Origin of the sequence: Flavobacterium longum (genome assembly GCF_965137575.1) — a bacterium.
In the GTDB taxonomy this organism is placed as follows: Bacteria; Bacteroidota; Bacteroidia; order Flavobacteriales; family Flavobacteriaceae; genus Flavobacterium; species Flavobacterium longum.
In genome coordinates, this window is sequence record NZ_CBCRZJ010000004.1 from 188,144 (window position 1) to 204,871 (window position 16,728).

Annotated in this window: 13 protein-coding genes; 5 read left to right on the plus strand and 8 right to left on the minus strand. The window is 48.1% G+C overall.

Annotation, left to right across the window (positions count from 1 at the left end):
* Window positions 1-85 precede the first annotated feature (85 nt).
* Window positions 86-508: an acyl-CoA thioesterase gene (locus ACM9J1_RS08895; protein WP_415581682.1), complete on the plus strand. Its 423-nt coding sequence runs from the start codon at window positions 86-88 to the stop codon at window positions 506-508.
* On the opposite strand, the gene ACM9J1_RS08900 is transcribed toward ACM9J1_RS08895, so the two are convergent.
* The 5 genes from ACM9J1_RS08900 to ribD form a co-directional block, all read right to left on the minus strand.
* Window positions 483-2,057 carry a T9SS type A sorting domain-containing protein gene (locus tag ACM9J1_RS08900; RefSeq protein ID WP_415581683.1) on the minus strand — a complete coding sequence of 525 codons (1,575 nt, stop codon included), beginning with the start codon at window positions 2,055-2,057 and terminating at the stop codon, window positions 483-485. The genes ACM9J1_RS08895 and ACM9J1_RS08900 overlap by 26 nt on opposite strands.
* Window positions 2,058-2,068: 11 nt before the next feature.
* Window positions 2,069-3,487, minus strand: a complete 1,419-nt coding sequence (locus ACM9J1_RS08905) for a M43 family zinc metalloprotease (protein ID WP_415581684.1) — start codon at window positions 3,485-3,487, stop codon at window positions 2,069-2,071.
* A gap of 65 nt (window positions 3,488-3,552) precedes the next feature.
* A complete protein-coding gene (locus tag ACM9J1_RS08910) occupies window positions 3,553-4,155 on the minus strand; it encodes an IMPACT family protein (protein ID WP_415581685.1) in 603 nt (200 codons plus the stop codon).
* Entirely contained in the window at window positions 4,156-4,764 is a 609-nt protein-coding gene (locus ACM9J1_RS08915) for an HAD family hydrolase (protein ID WP_415581686.1), read from the minus strand.
* The gene (ribD, locus tag ACM9J1_RS08920) at window positions 4,761-5,801 is read right to left on the minus strand and encodes a bifunctional diaminohydroxyphosphoribosylaminopyrimidine deaminase/5-amino-6-(5-phosphoribosylamino)uracil reductase RibD (RefSeq protein ID WP_415581687.1); all 1,041 of its coding nucleotides are present in this window, start codon (window positions 5,799-5,801) and stop codon (window positions 4,761-4,763) included. Before ribD ends, ACM9J1_RS08915 begins: the two co-directional genes overlap by 4 nt.
* Window positions 5,802-5,837: 36 nt before the next feature.
* Between ribD and ACM9J1_RS08925 the strand changes: the two genes are divergently transcribed.
* Together ACM9J1_RS08925 and prmC are read left to right on the plus strand one after the other, a co-directional pair.
* Window positions 5,838-6,320, plus strand: coding sequence for a GNAT family N-acetyltransferase (locus ACM9J1_RS08925; protein ID WP_415581688.1), 483 nt, complete (start codon window positions 5,838-5,840; stop codon window positions 6,318-6,320).
* Window positions 6,317-7,195, plus strand: a complete 879-nt coding sequence (gene prmC, locus ACM9J1_RS08930; protein WP_415581689.1) for a peptide chain release factor N(5)-glutamine methyltransferase — start codon at window positions 6,317-6,319, stop codon at window positions 7,193-7,195. The genes ACM9J1_RS08925 and prmC overlap by 4 nt, the downstream gene beginning before the upstream one ends.
* Before the next feature lie 13 nt (window positions 7,196-7,208).
* Here the strand turns inward: prmC and ACM9J1_RS08935 are convergent, their stop codons facing one another.
* A complete protein-coding gene (locus tag ACM9J1_RS08935) occupies window positions 7,209-8,447 on the minus strand; it encodes an ABC transporter permease (protein ID WP_415581690.1) in 1,239 nt (412 codons plus the stop codon).
* 27 nt (window positions 8,448-8,474) lie between these two features.
* Window positions 8,475-8,660, minus strand: a 186-nt coding sequence (locus ACM9J1_RS08940) for a hypothetical protein (RefSeq protein ID WP_415581691.1), incomplete at its 5' end; no start/stop codon positions are given.
* A gap of 62 nt (window positions 8,661-8,722) precedes the next feature.
* Between ACM9J1_RS08940 and hisS the strand changes: the two genes are divergently transcribed.
* Window positions 8,723-10,093: a histidine--tRNA ligase gene (gene hisS / locus ACM9J1_RS08945; RefSeq protein ID WP_415581692.1), complete on the plus strand. Its 1,371-nt coding sequence runs from the start codon at window positions 8,723-8,725 to the stop codon at window positions 10,091-10,093.
* A gap of 119 nt (window positions 10,094-10,212) precedes the next feature.
* Here hisS and ACM9J1_RS08950 read toward each other — a convergent pair whose 3' ends face one another.
* Window positions 10,213-15,927 carry a choice-of-anchor D domain-containing protein gene (locus tag ACM9J1_RS08950; protein WP_415581693.1) on the minus strand — a complete coding sequence of 1,905 codons (5,715 nt, stop codon included), beginning with the start codon at window positions 15,925-15,927 and terminating at the stop codon, window positions 10,213-10,215.
* A gap of 387 nt (window positions 15,928-16,314) precedes the next feature.
* Here ACM9J1_RS08950 and ACM9J1_RS08955 point away from each other — a divergent pair, with 387 nt between their 5' ends.
* Window positions 16,315-16,590, plus strand: coding sequence for a hypothetical protein (locus ACM9J1_RS08955; protein WP_415581694.1), 276 nt, complete (start codon window positions 16,315-16,317; stop codon window positions 16,588-16,590).
* The last annotated feature ends 138 nt before the right edge of the window (window positions 16,591-16,728 follow it).

Genomic DNA, 16,728 nt, shown 5'->3' on the forward strand with positions numbered 1-16,728 from the left:
TAAAAAAAAATTTTTTGGACGTTGATTTTTCAGAAATATTGTCGTAAGGAAGAATTTTTAACCATTCAAAATAACAAGCGGAATCATGCGTGAACACTCGATTGACGTGCGTGTCAGGTATTCAGAAACAGACCAAATGGGCGTGGTTTACCACGGCAATTATATACCCTATTTTGAGATCGGCCGGGTGGAATGGCTTCGGGCTCAAGGGGTTTCTTACAAGAGCCTCGAAGACGACGGAATTGCGCTCCCAATTGTGTCGATGACACTCAACTATAAAAAGCCGGCGCGCTATGATGATTTACTCACCATAAAAACCAAATTCAAAAGTCAGACCTCCGTGAAATTGGAGTTCGATTGTGAAATCTATTCTCAGGCCGGAGAGTTATTAACAACAGCGTACTTCCTATTGGTTTTTGTCGATGTAAAGGCCGGACGTCCGATTCCACCGCCTGAGCATATAAAACGGATTCTAGAAAAAGTTACGGCAGGTGCTTCACCAACGTGAATGTTTTTTTCTGACCGGATTGGTCGTGAACCTCTACAAAATAAACTCCGGCTGCACCATCGACGGCAATTGTTTGCATACCCGTTAGTTTTTCGTCGAAAATAAGCCGGCCCAGCGTATCAAAAACAGTTAATTGAAAGTATTCGCCGTTTGGTGATTTAATGGTAATTTCATTGTAGAACGGGTTCGGATATATGGCAAAGGATTCAATCGGGTTTTCGTTGGTCGATAGGTCTTCAGGTAACAATTTAATAATCCAATAATCGTTATCGCCGCGGGAATTTTCGGTTTTATCGCCAGAGGCAGATGACGCGGAGGTGGCGGCAATAATAAAGCCGTTGTCCTCGGCTTGTAGGACGTCAGCGCCGGAATCAATTCCCGAACCGCCGATGGTTTTGTCCCATTGCACGTTTCCGTCGCCGTCAATTTTTACCAGCCATACGTCACTTGCTCCCCTTGCGTTTTCCGATTTGTCTCCAGATGCCGGAGAATTCGAGGTTCCGCAGAGTATGTAGCCACCGTCGTTCGTAATCCTGATTTTCGCCAATTTGTCGTCGAGAGCGCCGCCTATAGTTTTTTGCCATTCAATGGTTCCGGACGGCGAAAGTTTAACGATCCAATAATCGTAGCCACCTTTTGAATCGTCAACTTTATCGCCTGAAATGTTGGAATTTGATGAGCCACCCACAATATATCCTCCGTCGGGTGTTTCAATGGCATTTGTCGATTGTTCTATCTCGCTTCCGCCAATCGTTTTTTGCCAAATGATATTGCCGTTGGACGCTAATTCGACCAACCAATAATCAGCAAATCCACGGGACTGATCACTTTTGTCGCCCGAGATCGATGAGTCCGAATAACCCAGAAGCAAGATATTTCCCTCGGTCGTCTCGATGCAAGACGTTAAGATATCGGCGCTATCACCGCCAATATATTTTGCAAAAGCGGGCGGACCGGAAGAATCAATTGAACTTCTTTTTTCAATGTAATAGCTTTCTCCGTCGACGCACAACGAAAATGGCGAACTGAAAGTGCCGCTGCTTATAAAACTACCGTCACCGGTGAAGAATAGGTTTACCAAACTTGTCCCGAACCCGTTGCTATCCGTTGGACAGTCGGATGATACGCCGGTACTCCCATTTTGCGCTATCGTACCCTCGGAATCCGTCAAGATGAGACTCATGTGATAAGTGTCAATTTCAGGTTTCGTACTGCCAACTAATATATTTTCGTTGGGAAAGCCGCTAACAGATATGATTTGAGGTAAATACATTGCCGTAAATGTATTATTGGCATAGCTATTTTGCCAGAATTCATTGCCGGCATTATCAAATTTTATAAGCCAAGCGTCGGTCAATCCATTAAATATCGTTTTGTCGCCTGATACAGGCGAATTCGACGAGCCCGCAACGAGAAAGCCATCCGCCACGCCCAGGATAGAAGAAACATCATCTGAATTGCTTCCGCCGTAAGTTTTTTGCCAATCTATCGGTGGCGCTTGTGCACACAACGCAAATGAAGTAAAAAGAAAAAAAAGGCGTACAATCATAATGGTGTAAATTACGGTTTATAAAAGTAGCGCTCTTTGACCACACCCGTTTCTGTCATTTTTTTGAGTATATAGTAGTATTCTGACATAAGTGTTTCGAATAAACTGGGGTCTGAAGCCTGAATTTTCGTAAGCTCTTCAACTGTTATATTCATTGAGCCGAGTACCTGTGTTGAAATCAAAACCCCTCCTACGATTGGTTCCTCAGCGCAAATTACACCGCGTGTACAATTTACTTTGACAATCTCTGTTGCTTCGTTACTAATTTGCTGAATGATAACTGGAAAGTCAAAAGTTTCCATTTTGACGACAGGGATGACATAAGGTGTAGAAGCAATAGTATCAGGCCAGGAACAGTCTGGAAATTGGTAATTGAATCCGGTCTGGAATCGATGCCGCAGCAATAAATTTCTGCACACTTTAAGCATCGCGGTGTTTTCGGGAATTTCTTCGACGCTTACAATGTGATCACCGGCAATGGGCGTCACTTCCCAAGGTTGGTACAAACTAGCCAAAGTATTCATCAGCGGCCCATAATGATCGGGATTACTTTGAACAGACTCCCTTATCCTCGCAATTTGACCTTCAGATAGGTGGCGGTTGCAATTCACGGTATATGACATAAAGTTGCCAGCAATGATGTCCTCATATGGCTCGTTATAGTAATTTGTGGCCGTCATGTCAAACGGTTCCGCACAATCTACATTGCCGGTGGCATATGGGTTTTTGGGCTGCGCGGGTGTATCTTCGACCAGGTCGCCATGAGTGTCTGCATTGTATACCGGATTGTTAGTGTCGCGCGTGACTCTTTCTGCATTTGCATTGTTGTAATTTTCAAATACATGTTTCAGGTTCAATACGTGACCGACTTCATGAAGCATTGTGGTATTGGTGTAATGCGCATCGGAAAAGCCGTAATGTTGGAAAAATATAGAAGTTGAATATGCGGGATTGGAAGGAACGTAAGCACCCGGTGGAAATGAACCAAAATTTGTAAAGTGGTCAACGACATACACGTCTATGGCATCGGGCCGTCCGTATTCATTGTCGAGAGCCTGATATTCAGTTCCTAGAGCGGTATAGTTATCAGAATGAATTTCGTCCCAGCCCAGAAATTTAAAGTAGATGTTATACGGGTTGTATGAAATGTTCAGAAAAGCAACCGCTTGCATGATTGAAGGTTCATTGGTGTTGAAACAACAATTAGGGTCACTTGGGCTTGGAATCCAATTACCATTGTCGCCTTTTACGAGATGAAAATAGATATTGAAAACTAAGGGTTCAGGATTTTGCATTTGCGCAATTGCGTTTTTCGAAGCGCTTGTAATTGTCAGTTGGGCAACATCCTCGCCCGACCCACATTCAATAACTTCTTGGCAGGTGGCGAAATAGGGAAGCGAAAAGAACAAGAAAGTTAGTAGTTTTTTCATGTTATTTGGTTTGATGTATTTCAAATTTATAAAAAAAACCGATCGCTAGGACAACTGTGAAATATTCATTCCACGACGGTTATCAAAACAGATTTCAAGTGATCAAGAGCGTCGGTCACGAATGCAACGTCTTTTCGCGGTACCCGGACCGACATTTCGCAGTCCAAGTCCATTTTTTGCGACACGATGTCTAGGTTTTTCTCCCGGATGACGCGCATCACGCGGTTCATGTCGGCGTAACCGAACGATATCTTAAAGTGGATGTCGATGGTTTTCTCCACGATGTCGGAAGCGTCGAGCGTCATCCTGGCGGCTTCGCGGTAAGCGGCAATCAGCCCGCCGACGCCGAGTTTCACGCCTCCGAAAAACCGGACGATGACCACCAGCACATTGGTTATTCCAAAAGATTGTATTTGCCCGTAGATAGGCATGCCCGCCGTGTTCGACGGTTCGCCGTCGTCGTTGGCGCGCCATGATACAGATTCGGTCCCGATTTGCCAGGCGTAACACCAATGCACCGCGCCGACGTGCTGTTTCTTCAGCCGTTCCAAATGGGCTTTCACCTCACTTTCTGCCGTAATCGGGAAAGCGTATCCGAAAAATTTGCTGTTTTTTTCCTTCAGCAGGATTTCGTCCGAGGGCGCCGAGATCGTCTTGTACGTGTCCAATTAAGCCATGTGGTATTTTTTCTCGAACAAATCAACCACATCTTCCACGCCTGGTTGCAGGTTCCAGACGCGCAATCCGGCGGCGGCGGCAGCTTCGGTGTTTTCTTTCTTGTCGTCCACGAACAACGTCCTTGCTGGGTTCAGCCCGTGTTTGCGGATGATGTATTCGAAAACCTCGCGGTCGGGCTTGCGCCTGCCCATTTCGTAAGAATAATATACTTTCTCGAAACAACCGTAGAAATCTCGTGAGAACGTCATTCCAACATGTTGCTCGAAATATTCGATATGGATGGAATCGGTGTTGGTCAAAAGGAACAGGCGGTATTTTCCGCAGAGCAATTGCAGGAATTCCAGCCGGTGCAGCGGAAAATCGCCAATCAGGGAATTCCACGCCGCCTTGATGTCTTGGAGTTGCGCATTTGGGATAAACTTCCGGAAACCGTCCAGGAACTGTTCCTCGCTGATTTTTCCGGTCTCGAATTGCGTATTGAGCGCCAGCAATTCCTCGTTCGGGCCGTCGAGCCCAAGCTTTTTGAACGCTTCAATGGAAGTTTCCTTGTTGAGGTTGACAAATACGTCCCCGAAATCGAAAATGATGGTGTTGATCATGGCTTGCTAAGGATTAAAAGTTCGTCATGGCCTACTGAATATCTTGTTGCGTTTTCCCGGTGTAATGTTGGTGCCGAAATCCCTTGTTTCAGCGATGCGCCGCCCACGAAAATCCGGGCTTCATCCCATAATCCGGCATCGATGAATGACTGCAGCGTTTGGCGTCCGCCTTCGACGATAACCGACTGTATGCCGCGCGAATACAAGGCTTTCACCAGTTTCGGTACGGTGTCTTGGTCGAAATCGAGCCGTTCAAAGATAATATTTTCTTCGCCTGACGATACCGATTTTCCCGAAAAAACAACGGTTGGCTGCTGGTTATCAAATATATGGCTTCGCGCCGGAATGCGTCCGGATTTGTCGATAACTAGCCGGATTGGTTGATTATTTCCTGCCCAATCGCGTACGTTAAGTCTCGGGTTGTCGTCAATGACGGTTTGCGTCCCGACCAAGATCGATTGTTCTTCACTGCGCCATTTGTGGACGAGTTGCCGTGACACTTCGCCCGAAATCCAAACCGGTTGCGGCGTTTCTTTGTGCAGCGGCGCAATGAATCCGTCGGCGCTTTCAGCCCACTTTAAAATAACGTACGGCCGTTGTTGGTTGTGGAACGTGAAGAACCGCTTGTTGAGTGCGAGGCATTCCTGCTCCAGTACGCCAACGGTAACTTTGACGCCCGCCGCCCGCAGTCGCTCTATGCCTTTCCCTGCTACTTTTTCATGCGGGTCCATGGTTCCGATGACCACCTCCGGAATGCCCAATGAAACAATTAAATCACTGCATGGTGGCGTTTTCCCGAAATGGCTACATGGTTCGAGATTCACATACAACGTCGAGTTTTTCAGCAGCGATTGGTCCTTCACCGAACGAACGGCGTTCACCTCGGCGTGCGGCTCGCCGGATTTGCGGTGCCAGCCTTCGCCGATTATCGTATCTTTGTGCACGATGACACTGCCCACGAGCGGGTTTGGATAGGTTGTTCCCAAGCCGTTTTCGGCGAGTTGCAAACAACGTTTCATGTACAGTTCGTGGTGCATGAAGCAAAAATAGTCAATTACTATTCGAATCTGACGATGGAATTCACGATCCGCCCGATCACGGAAAAAGACAATGTGGCCATTGCCCAAATCATTCGCGATGTGCTTATCGAACACGATGTGCCCAAAGTCGGGACTGCCTATGCCGACCCGCAATTGGACTTTATGTTTGAAGCCTACAACGTGCCGCGGGCAGCCTATTTTGTGGTTGAAATGGACGGAGACATCGTAGGCGGTGCAGGTATTTATCGGTTGGAAAATGAGGATGAAACCATCTGTGAATTGCAGAAAATGTACTTTATGCCCAAAGCAAGAGGCCGTGGCATCGGGAAGGAAATGATGACGCAATGCCTCGAGGCCGCGAAGTCGTTCGGTTACCAAAAATGCTATCTTGAAACGATGCCCAATATGCAGTCGGCCCAGTCATTGTACCGGAATTCGGGTTTCGATTACGTTTGTTCGCCGATGGGCAATACCGGACATACGGCCTGCCCGGTCTGGATGATTAAAGACTTATGAAAATCAGGGCATACAAGGAAAACTTTATTGGCGCATTGACGCCACAATACGGCAGGGAAGAAGCCGAGAGTTTTTTCTATTTGGTGCTGGAAGACTTCCGTGGCATGAAGCGTTCCGACCTTGCGCTGCAGCCCGACCTGACACTGTCGGAAGAGGAAACCCCGCAATGGGATTTTGTCCTGGCGCAGTTGCACAAAGAAATTCCGATACAATATATACTAGGTAAGGCGCATTTTTTCGGATTGGTGTTCCAAGTGAATGACCATGTTCTGATCCCGCGGCCGGAAACCGAGGAATTGGTACAATGGATTTTGAACATTTCGCCGGCCGGACCGATAAGAATATTGGATATCGGTACCGGAAGCGGCTGCATTGCCATTGCGCTGGCGACGCATTTGCCCGACGCTGAAGTTTTTGCGATTGATGTATCAACGTCGGCGTTGCGGATGGCCAGCGGGAATGCCCAACGAAACGACGCGCGCGTGACGTTCATCGAAAAGGACATCTTGGCCACGGGCAATCTGGACCAATTGTTTGACATCATCGTTTCGAATCCGCCGTATGTGCGCGAACTCGAAAAGGCCGAAATAAAACCCAATGTGCTGGCAAATGAGCCACATCTGGCGCTTTTCGTACCCGACGACGACGCGCTTGTATTCTATCGGAAAATCGCTGATCTGGCGCTGGGAAACCTATCGGAAAACGGCAGTTTGTTTTTCGAAATCAACCAATACCTGGCAAAGGAAACCATGGACATGCTGGAACAGAAAGGCTTTGGCTATCTGGAATTGCGGCAGGATATTTATGGGAATGACCGGATGGTTTTGGCGCGCAAGCTTCAGTGGTCAAATGTCGAACGTCGAACGACAGATTAGCAAATCTCCACAATTACTCGTACCGCAGCGCTTCGATCGGGTCAAGCTTTGACGCTTTGATTGCCGGATAGGAACCGGACACGATGGCGACGATGAATGTAATGATGAATGCCCAAGTGATGGCCGCCCACGGAATCGTAAAAGAGAAATCGAGTGCGCTGGCCAATACAAATCCAAGCAAAATCCCGAGTATCGTGCCGAGCAGTCCGCCCAATTGACCAACCACAAGCGTTTCAATGAAAAATTGTGTGGCTATCGTACCGCGTTTTGCCCCAAGCGCTTTTCGGACACCGATTTCGCGTGTGCGTTCCGTGACCGAAACCAGCATGATGTTCATGAGCGCGATGGACGATCCGAAAATCGTGATCACGCTGATGATCCAGGCCGCCCAGCCGAGATAATCGGTAATCGACAGAATCCTGTTGATGAGGTCGTCGGAGCGTGAAATCCCGAAATCGTTGGCTTCTACCGGGCTCAATTTCCGGACCTGCCGCATGGTAATCGTGGCTTGTTCCACGGCATTTTCTAAAAATTCTTTGTGGTCTGTCATGACCGAAACGTCGTAATTGATGTTCGGCATCGTAAAGAGCGATCGCGCCACTTGGATCGGGATCAAAACGCGCAAATCCTGGCTGTTGCCGAAGGTCGAACCTTTTTCCTTGAGCACGCCGATGACCCGGAATTTCGCCCCACGAATGGAAATGACCTTGTCTATCGGGTTCACGTCTTTCAGCAAATCTTTCTCGAAATCAGACCCGACGATGCACACCGGCGCGTTGTTCAAGACGTCAAACGGTGTAAAGTTGCGGCCTTGCGTCACTTCTGAACCGGAATTGAGCAGGTAATTGTCGTCCACGCCTTCTACGGTAATTTCCGGGTCGGTTTTCTTGGATTCGAATTTCACTTCGGCAATACTTGTGGCCGTAAACGAAATGGAAACCCGCGTGTCCGGGTATTTATACGCCGCCGCGAACGCTTTGGCCTGCGGATAGGTAATGATCGGGTGCGGTTTGTCGTCGGCTTCGGCATCGATCTGCTCCGAAAAATCGTACTGTGTGATGTTGAACGTGTTTGAACCCATCGACGCGAATTTCCCGGAAATGGTGTATTCCAACGCCGAAACCACCGTCAGGATGCACACCAACGCCGTAATCCCGATGGCAATAATGAGTACCGTCAAGATTGTACGTAGCAATTGCGTCCTGATGGAACCCAATGCAATACGGATGTTTTCGCGGAGGAGTTTAAACATGACGCGAAAATAATTAATAATGAATAATTAATAGTTAATAATTTGGGTGTCGCGCATCCGCATGTGGCCGTCTGGAGCAATCCATTGTGAATGCAAAGGAAATGGCGCGCTCGGCGTCCAAAAAAGATTTGCTTCTACCAGTTGGGCTTGGGCTTCTGGTTCGCGGCCATCCATAAGCAAAGAACTGCTTCGGGAGTTTTCTGTTTCATTATTNATTATTAATTATCAATTATTAATTCAGTTATTGCCGATATTTGCATCCAAATTTCAAACCCATGGCCCAGAAACCGTCCATCCCGAAAGGCACCCGCGATTTTTCACCTGAAGAAGTAGCGCGCCGGCAGTATATTTTCGGCATCATCCGCAAGAACTTTGAGTTGTACGGCTATATGCCGATTGAAACGCCGTCGTTCGAGAATTCCGAAACCCTGATGGGTAAATATGGCGAAGAAGGCGACCGGTTGATTTTCAAGATCTTGAATTCCGGCGATTACCTGTCTAAGGCCAACGAAGAATATTTAACTGCCAAAGACAGTTTGCGGCTTACCGCATCCATTTCGGAAAAAGCACTCCGCTATGATTTGACCGTGCCTTTCGCGCGGTATGTCGTGCAACACCAGAACGACATTGTGTTTCCGTTCAAACGCTACCAAATCCAACCGGTTTGGCGCGCCGATCGTCCGCAGAATGGGCGTTTCCGGGAGTTTTACCAGTGCGATGCCGATGTGGTCGGGTCAAAATCATTGTGGCAGGAAGTTGAATTGGTGCAATTGTATGATGCTGTGTTTTCTGAACTCGGGTTGGAAGGCGTGACCATCAAAATCAACAACCGTAAGATATTGTCGGGCATTGCAGAGGTGATCGGTGCCAAGGACAAGCTCATCGATTTTACCGTTGCCCTGGACAAACTTGATAAAATAGGCGAGGATGGCGTGAAAAAAGAAATGCTCGAAAAAGGGATTTCTGCATCGGCCATCGAAAAAGTCCAGCCGCTGTTTCACTTTTCGGGAACCGTCAACGAGAAACTGGCCAAGCTATCGCAAATGCTTTCTGCCTCGGAAGAAGGCCGCAAAGGCATCGAGGAACTTGGCTTTATCTGCCAGAATATCACACAACTGGGATTGGCCAAATGTACACTCGATCTCGATGTCACTTTGGCGCGCGGCCTGAATTATTATACGGGAGCAATCCTGGAAGTCGCGGCACCGGAATCGGTAAAAATGGGTTCTATAGGCGGCGGCGGCCGTTACGATGATTTGACCGGTATTTTCGGATTGAAAGACGTGAGCGGTGTGGGGATTTCATTTGGTCTCGACCGGATTTACCTGGTGTTGGAACAACTGGATCTTTTTCCGGAAGCCGTCGCGTCATCCACGACAGCGATCTTCTTCAACTTCGGTGAAAGCGAAGCGCAGTATGCCATGAAGGCGATCCAGCAACTGCGCACGGCGGGCATCAAGACCGAATTGTTTCCGGAGAACGTTAAAATGGACAAGCAATTCAAATACGCAGACCGCCGGAATATTCCGTTTGCGGTCATGGCCGGAACGTCCGAGATCGAACAAGGTAAATACCAATTGAAAAACCTCAAGAGCGGCCAGCAGGAATTACTTGATTTGGAAAACTTGAAGAAAGCGTTGTCGTAATCATTTATACAAGACATTTCCGAGCACACCCGAATATCGATTCGATAGAAAAAGCAAAGGCTTCCCGAAATTCCACGGGAAGCCTTTTTAGCATCTTTTTGTTGGGGCAAAAAGAGTGGTTATTTGATGATGACTTTTTTGCTCAAGTCACCGTTGGTAGTGATCATCTTAACGATGTAAGTGCCTGTTGAAAGGTTTTTCACCGGAATCTGGATGTGTTGCTGGTCGCGGGTTTCCACGTCCCAAGATAGGATAGATTGGCCCAGCATATTGAACAAGGCTACAGATTTCACGGTTGTATCATCCATATTGTTTTTGATGTTGATGGTGCTGTTCGCAGTGGCATAGGCCACGAAAATACCTTCCTCGATTGCTGTTGTCCTGCTCGCTGCGGCACCGTTGGTAAACGTGAGTTCGAACCTCGTATTGTTGGTTCCGGCCGGCATGTTCAGCTCAAACGCTTCCTGACGGATGTCGTGGTACAAGCCCGTTTCATTGTCATGGATGTAGATTGCTTGGTTTTCATCGAAGTTTTCGGTTCCATCCAAGGTAAAGCTGATGTGTCCTGCGGTTTCATTCTTAACCCCGAGCGGATACACTTTTGAAGTGTTGAAGAATCCGTCGCCCTGGATGTTCAAGAAATTATAACCCAATACGAAATACATGTCGTTCGGCTGGCTATCGATATGTTTCGCATCGTAACCTGGATCATAGTCCGGCGTGGCAAGGTTGTCCATGAACCCAAGCAGAATCTGCCTGTGGAAATTGTTGCTCGAATTGTACCCAATCCTGAGTTTTGCAAACACGCCTTCTTCGTGGACATCTTCGCTGTTGCTGAGGGCATTTTGCTCACGTGGATGCGCTGCAGTTTGCCTGAACATCGTGTTGGAGTTCGCATCGGTTTCCTTGACAAACGTCCGTTGACCGTTGTTGAATGTGATGGTTCCGCCAGTCGCACTACCAGTGACAAAGAATCCTTGTCCTACTGGAATAAATCGGCCAGGTGTTTTGGTGCTGCTGCCCAATCCGGAAATACCAGATGGTGATACCGGTGGCGTACCGCCCACAAGTGTACGTGTCGCATAGCCGCCTTGGTAGTTTTGCAGGACGTGTGACGTGTTGGTGCTGAAATGTTCCCAGAAGTACAGTGTACCAGTCAATGAACTGAGGTTGTCCGTGATGAATGCATTGGCATCAATGGCCGAAGCATATGGGTTTCCACACAGGTTCAAATTGTTGGCTGCGATAGGCAATGTAATGCTGCCGTTGTTCGGTTTCCCTTGGAACGTGTAGTTCTGGGTGGCCGAAAGGGCGTTACTTCCTTTCATCGTAAAACCTTGGCCTGCAGTCAATGTGCCGTTCGGGCCAACGCTAGACCAGTTTGCATAACTGTTTGATACGTTCTGGAATTTAAAGATCCAGTAGCTGCTCAATGTGATAGGGCTGGTGGCCGAACTGTTCAGACCTGTCGTCCATTGGAGCGATTGCGGACTGGCCGGGTTCGTGCCGTCTTTCATCAAGGAAGCAACGGTCTGCGGGTTGTTGTTGGTGGTTGCGTTGATGGCACCCACCGGCATTGCCCAATAGTTATAGTTGAACTTGTTGGTTTGGCCTTGCTGGTCTCTTTCGAGTGAACCTGAGCTCAAAGGATCCAAGTCACTGGTAGCGGTCTGCACCAATTGTGACCTGCCTTCAAGATCCAGCTTACCATTGAGGCGCATATACCAGGTGTTCTGTATTTTGTTGTCGTTATTGGCCACCAAGGTTACCGATGGATCAACAATCAATCCTACGCCTGTTAAGTTGAAAGCGGCAGTGCTGTTGTGTTTCACCTGGATGATAGACCAATCATAGTTGTAAATGTCATCACCGAAGACAAAGTTGTTTTGGCTCACCGCTGCACTCAAGCCACCGGTTTGCGTGGTAACGAAAGGCATTGGAGCCAGTTGTTGTGCAATAACTTTGTGGTTGTAAATTCTCGCAGTAGTGGCGCTCGCTGGCGTGTCAATTCCTGCTGTAAAGTAGTTGTCGATGACGTCGTCTTTGTACGCATCCATCCGGTAGTAACCCAAGACGTTGAACCACAAGGTTGACTCAATGTTTTTCGGAATGATTTCCCCACGGATGGCCGTGCCTTGTTGCCTGATTTCCTGGTAGACCATTTTCTGGATTTGGTCGGTGGTGAGCGCTGTACTGAATACACGCACTTCGTCAATCGATCCTTTGAAGTATCCACTGGCAGCCGACGGATTGCGCCCGAATGTGAATTTTCCGGTGCTGGCAGCCAATGTGCCAGCCAATGCGCCACTGTTTTCAATTACTTCCAGTCTGCCGTTGATGTAAAGTTTCATTTTCTCCGTGGCACTCGCACCGTCATACACGCCGCAGATATGATACCAACGGTTTGGTGATAGGTTTACGCTATATGTAGCCGATACACCACCATTGCCACGCAAGATCACTTTAGGGGAACCAGAAGTCATATCAACCCTGATGGAGAAATTGTCTTGTCCGATCACATAACCCGTACTCGTAAATGGTGCAGTTAATTTGATCCAGCCCATAATGGTCGCCGACGCCCTGCTACTCAAAAACTGTGGTCCTTCGCCGTAGTCGTTGCGGCCATCGAAGTCCAGGAACAATTTCCGGTTTAGGTCGCGTGGCGAACCGTATCTTGCTGTGTTGGTGTCGAAAGTATCGAGAATGCCGTCTTTGTCCACGTCGGTGCTGCCGTCAATTACGCCATCGAGGTTTGCATCGAATGAGCCATATAATGTGGTCAATATATCTTTTACGCCATCGGTATTCGCATCTATTTCGCGATAGTTCGCAATGCCGTCGCCGTCTGTATCGTCGCCGTAGGCACGCGCTGTAGTGCCATACCCCACAAGGTTGTCGTACAGGTTCAGGATGCCGTCTAGGTCAGTATCAGCACCGTCGCCAAAGCCATCGCCGTTGATGTCGCCATCGCCATTGAGCAAGTTGGCTTCGTCCACGTCAAATTGTGCGTCGTTGTCTGAATCCAAGTCATGGAAATCCTTTACGCTGTCGCCATCTGTATCTGGAATGTTATAAGTGCTCGCGGCAATTTGTGCGTCGATGGAATCTGCCGTGCCGTTGCTGTTGGCATCGGCCCATGAACCCAAAGTACGGTCCATGGTCGATTTTCCTGAGCTGAGTGCTTTGTAACCGGCTTCTTCAATATCCGGAATACCATCATTGTCTGAATCCAGGTCGAAAAGATCGGCTACACCGTCGCCATCGCGGTCGCAATATTGTTGCCTGAGCACAATGTCGTCAATGGCCAAGTCATTACCGCCGCCGCCGGGTGCATTGTTCTTGAAACGGATGGTGAAATCTGTTACTGCGCCCAGGTTCACGGTAGTAGAGTATTGTTGCCATTCGTTCGCGACGCAGGTATTTACGCCGGTACCGCCGTTGCATCGGCCGATATCGCCTGTGTTGTACGTAGACAAAACGTTGTTCGATGTGTCAAGGAATTCTACCGTAATGTTCGGCAAGATGCTTCCAGGATAGTTTACCTGCGGCATGATGTTCAATACCCAGAAACTGTAGGTAATCGGGGAGTTCGGCATGACACCGGTAATGGTAGTTTCGTAGAAGGTGCCCGGGTCATAACTCGCGTTAAACACTGCCATACGTCCGTTGGTATCGCTTGGCGTGTGGTCTTCCGGAGCGGTCCAGCCGTGGTCAAATATTTTGTCTACTACGGTGTATTCGCCGTCATTCAAACTGCCCAGATATTGGTATGTACAAGTGCCATAGTCTGCTGATGCAACGCCGTCTTCAAAACAGTACGTACAAGATGCGCCTGGGATATTCACATTGATATAGCCGCGCACAGTTCCCGTTCCGAATGTTTCGTTAAGGAATGTATTGGTAACAGAACCGGACAATGGAGACAAGATACATTGCGCTTGTTCGGTTGAGTCGATGATGCCATCGTTGTCGTCGTCAATATCGAAGTTGTCTGATACATTGTCGCCGTCAGTATCTGGATAGGTACGAACACCCAAGCCAATGATTTGGAAATAGTAAGGATTTTCGTTGGCATCATCACTCGGAATATACAAGTAAGCGACTTTGTTTCCTACGGTTGTAGGATTGAAGCTTATCGTTACCGTTGTTGAGCTTCCAGATGCAACCACAGCCGCAGGAGGAATGTTTACGGAAAAATCTGCAGCATTCACGCCTGTGAAATAAATAGATCCGAGGTTCAGGTTGCCTGTGCCTGTGTTTTGGATAGTGAAAGTTACCAAGATTGACCCTGCGTCAATAGAAGCCGTACCAAAGTCGGTATCGTCCGTAATCGAAGCAGAACCATCGCCATTAACGATGTTTGTAAAGTTGCCTTGAACATTAATTTCAGGTGATGTACCCGTACCCTGAATACTGAAATTATAGGGGTTTTCGTCGCTGTCATTGGTCACGATGCTGAAAGTAGCACTGCGCGTACCGGTGGCGCTTGGATTGAATGTGATGGTAAATGTGGTACTGCCGCCCGGAGCAACGGATGCTGCGGGTGAAGACGTAATAGTAAAGTTTGATGCGTGTGTACCACCGATTGTGATGGCGCCCAAGGTTAACGTGCCGGATCCCGTATTGAAGATGGTAAATGTCCTTGGTACAGTTCCGAGCGTGATTTCCGCGTCGCCAAAGTTTGTCCAATCTGCAGTAGATGGCGTGCCGTCACCGTCAACGATGGTGATGCCGTTTCCTTGGATATTCACCTCGGGAGCAATGGTACCGGTGCCCGTAATGGCAAAGTCATACACCGCTTCGGTGCTGTCATCATTGTTTACGGTTACTACTGCATTACGAACACCAACTGCCGATGGGTTAAATGTAACTTGAAACGTAGTACTTCCGCCGGCTGCCACTGTGCCAGACGGGAAGGAGGTAATGCTGAAATCAGCGGCGTGTGTGCCCGTGATGCCAACACTTGAAATGGTCAAGGTGGCTGTTCCAGTATTTTGAATCGTGAAGGTGCGCACAATGGAACCCGAAGTTATGTCAGTCGAGCCAAAGTCTGTATGATCTGCAGTTGTTGGTGAGTTGTCGCCATCGGCAATGTTTGTACTGTTGCCCTGTAGATTGATTTCAGGTGCATTCACCGTTACTCTGACGCGACCGTTCGCGCCGTTGCCGCCGTTACGCGTGGAGCCGCCGCCGCTACGGTATGCACCGCCGCCGCCGCCGCCAGGACCATCGGCCAAAAGCGTTACCGTTTGCCCGTCTCCGGAACTGGTACGACCGTTACCGCCATCTCCGGCGCCTGTAGCAGTGCCGCCGTTTTGGTTGTTTCCGTTGCCGCCGTTGCTGCCGGTTCCGCCAGAAGAGCCGCCGCCGCCTGAGTAGCTACCGCTGCTTCCTGTGGCACCAGTTCCGCCGGTATAATTAAAGTCGCCGCCAGTCGCAGTACCGCCTGCAGCTCCAGTTGCCGTGTTATTGGCTACGCTGTTGCCGCCGCGTGCAGTCATGAGGGTTGTTCCGCTGAGGGAAACAGTTGTATTGGTACCGTTAGCGGTTGTCGTGGCACCTACGCCAATGACAAAGTCGTACGATTGCCCCGCTGTGACGGCGAAAGTCTTTCTCGAATAGCCGCCACCGCCGCCGCCGCCGGATACACCGTTGGTGGTACGTGTTCCGCCCTTACCGCCGCCGCCCCAGGCTTCGATTGTGATGCTCGTCACACCGGCAGGAACGAGGTAAGAACCGTTCGAATCGAAATTCTGCGCGAAGCCGATGACTGGCAACAAGAGCAGAAGTAGGATTGGTAAGAAGCCTTTTCTAGATAATGTAATGTTTTCCATGATCTTCATTTTTTAGCTCTGTACTTTAGAACAAACCGTTTATGGTCTGATTTGGTTTTAAATGTTTGACGAACCAAAAGTATGTAGGCGCTCTTAAATAAAAAAATTTTTCATCGATAAAATGCATAAAACATCGACGAAATGCACTATTTTTCCAAATATGTAAGAATAAGATGATACAAATGTTAATTTTATGAGTCGTTTTAACATATGTATAAGGCTTTGACAATCAGAAATCAAACGAAATGGCTTTGATTGGGTCGAATAACCATTCCATTATTTTAATACTAGGGCTTCGGTGTGAACTTTATAAGAATGTCCCAGAATTGTGTAACGGTTTCTGATAGCTGCCCAAGCAATTTTGTAAGAACAACTAAATCCATTGCTATGACACGATTTACACACGAGCATCCTGGGCACGAATTGCCTTGGCCTCACGAAAGTATTCTGGATAATGATCTGGAACGGCTTGAACATGATCGCAATTTCGCCGAGAGCGATGTGTACAATTCCATCTTGGATGACGAGCCAACGTACCACTCACTCATGAATTTCCCTGAAGAAGATCAAGACGGATTGTACGCGCATCAAGAAGATGATGTTTTTGACGACCGGGATTCGTATAAAGAAGCCAATCGGGACGATGTTTATTATTTTATATAAGGTTGTCGGGGTTGTTTTTCCGTCATCTGTAAATGTTGTAACATATAAAAATATTTATGTAACAACGTTCAAAGAGAATAAAAGCAACTTTGTAAAAACAAACATTCGGGGAAAATTGCTGTGATATAGTCCTTCGAA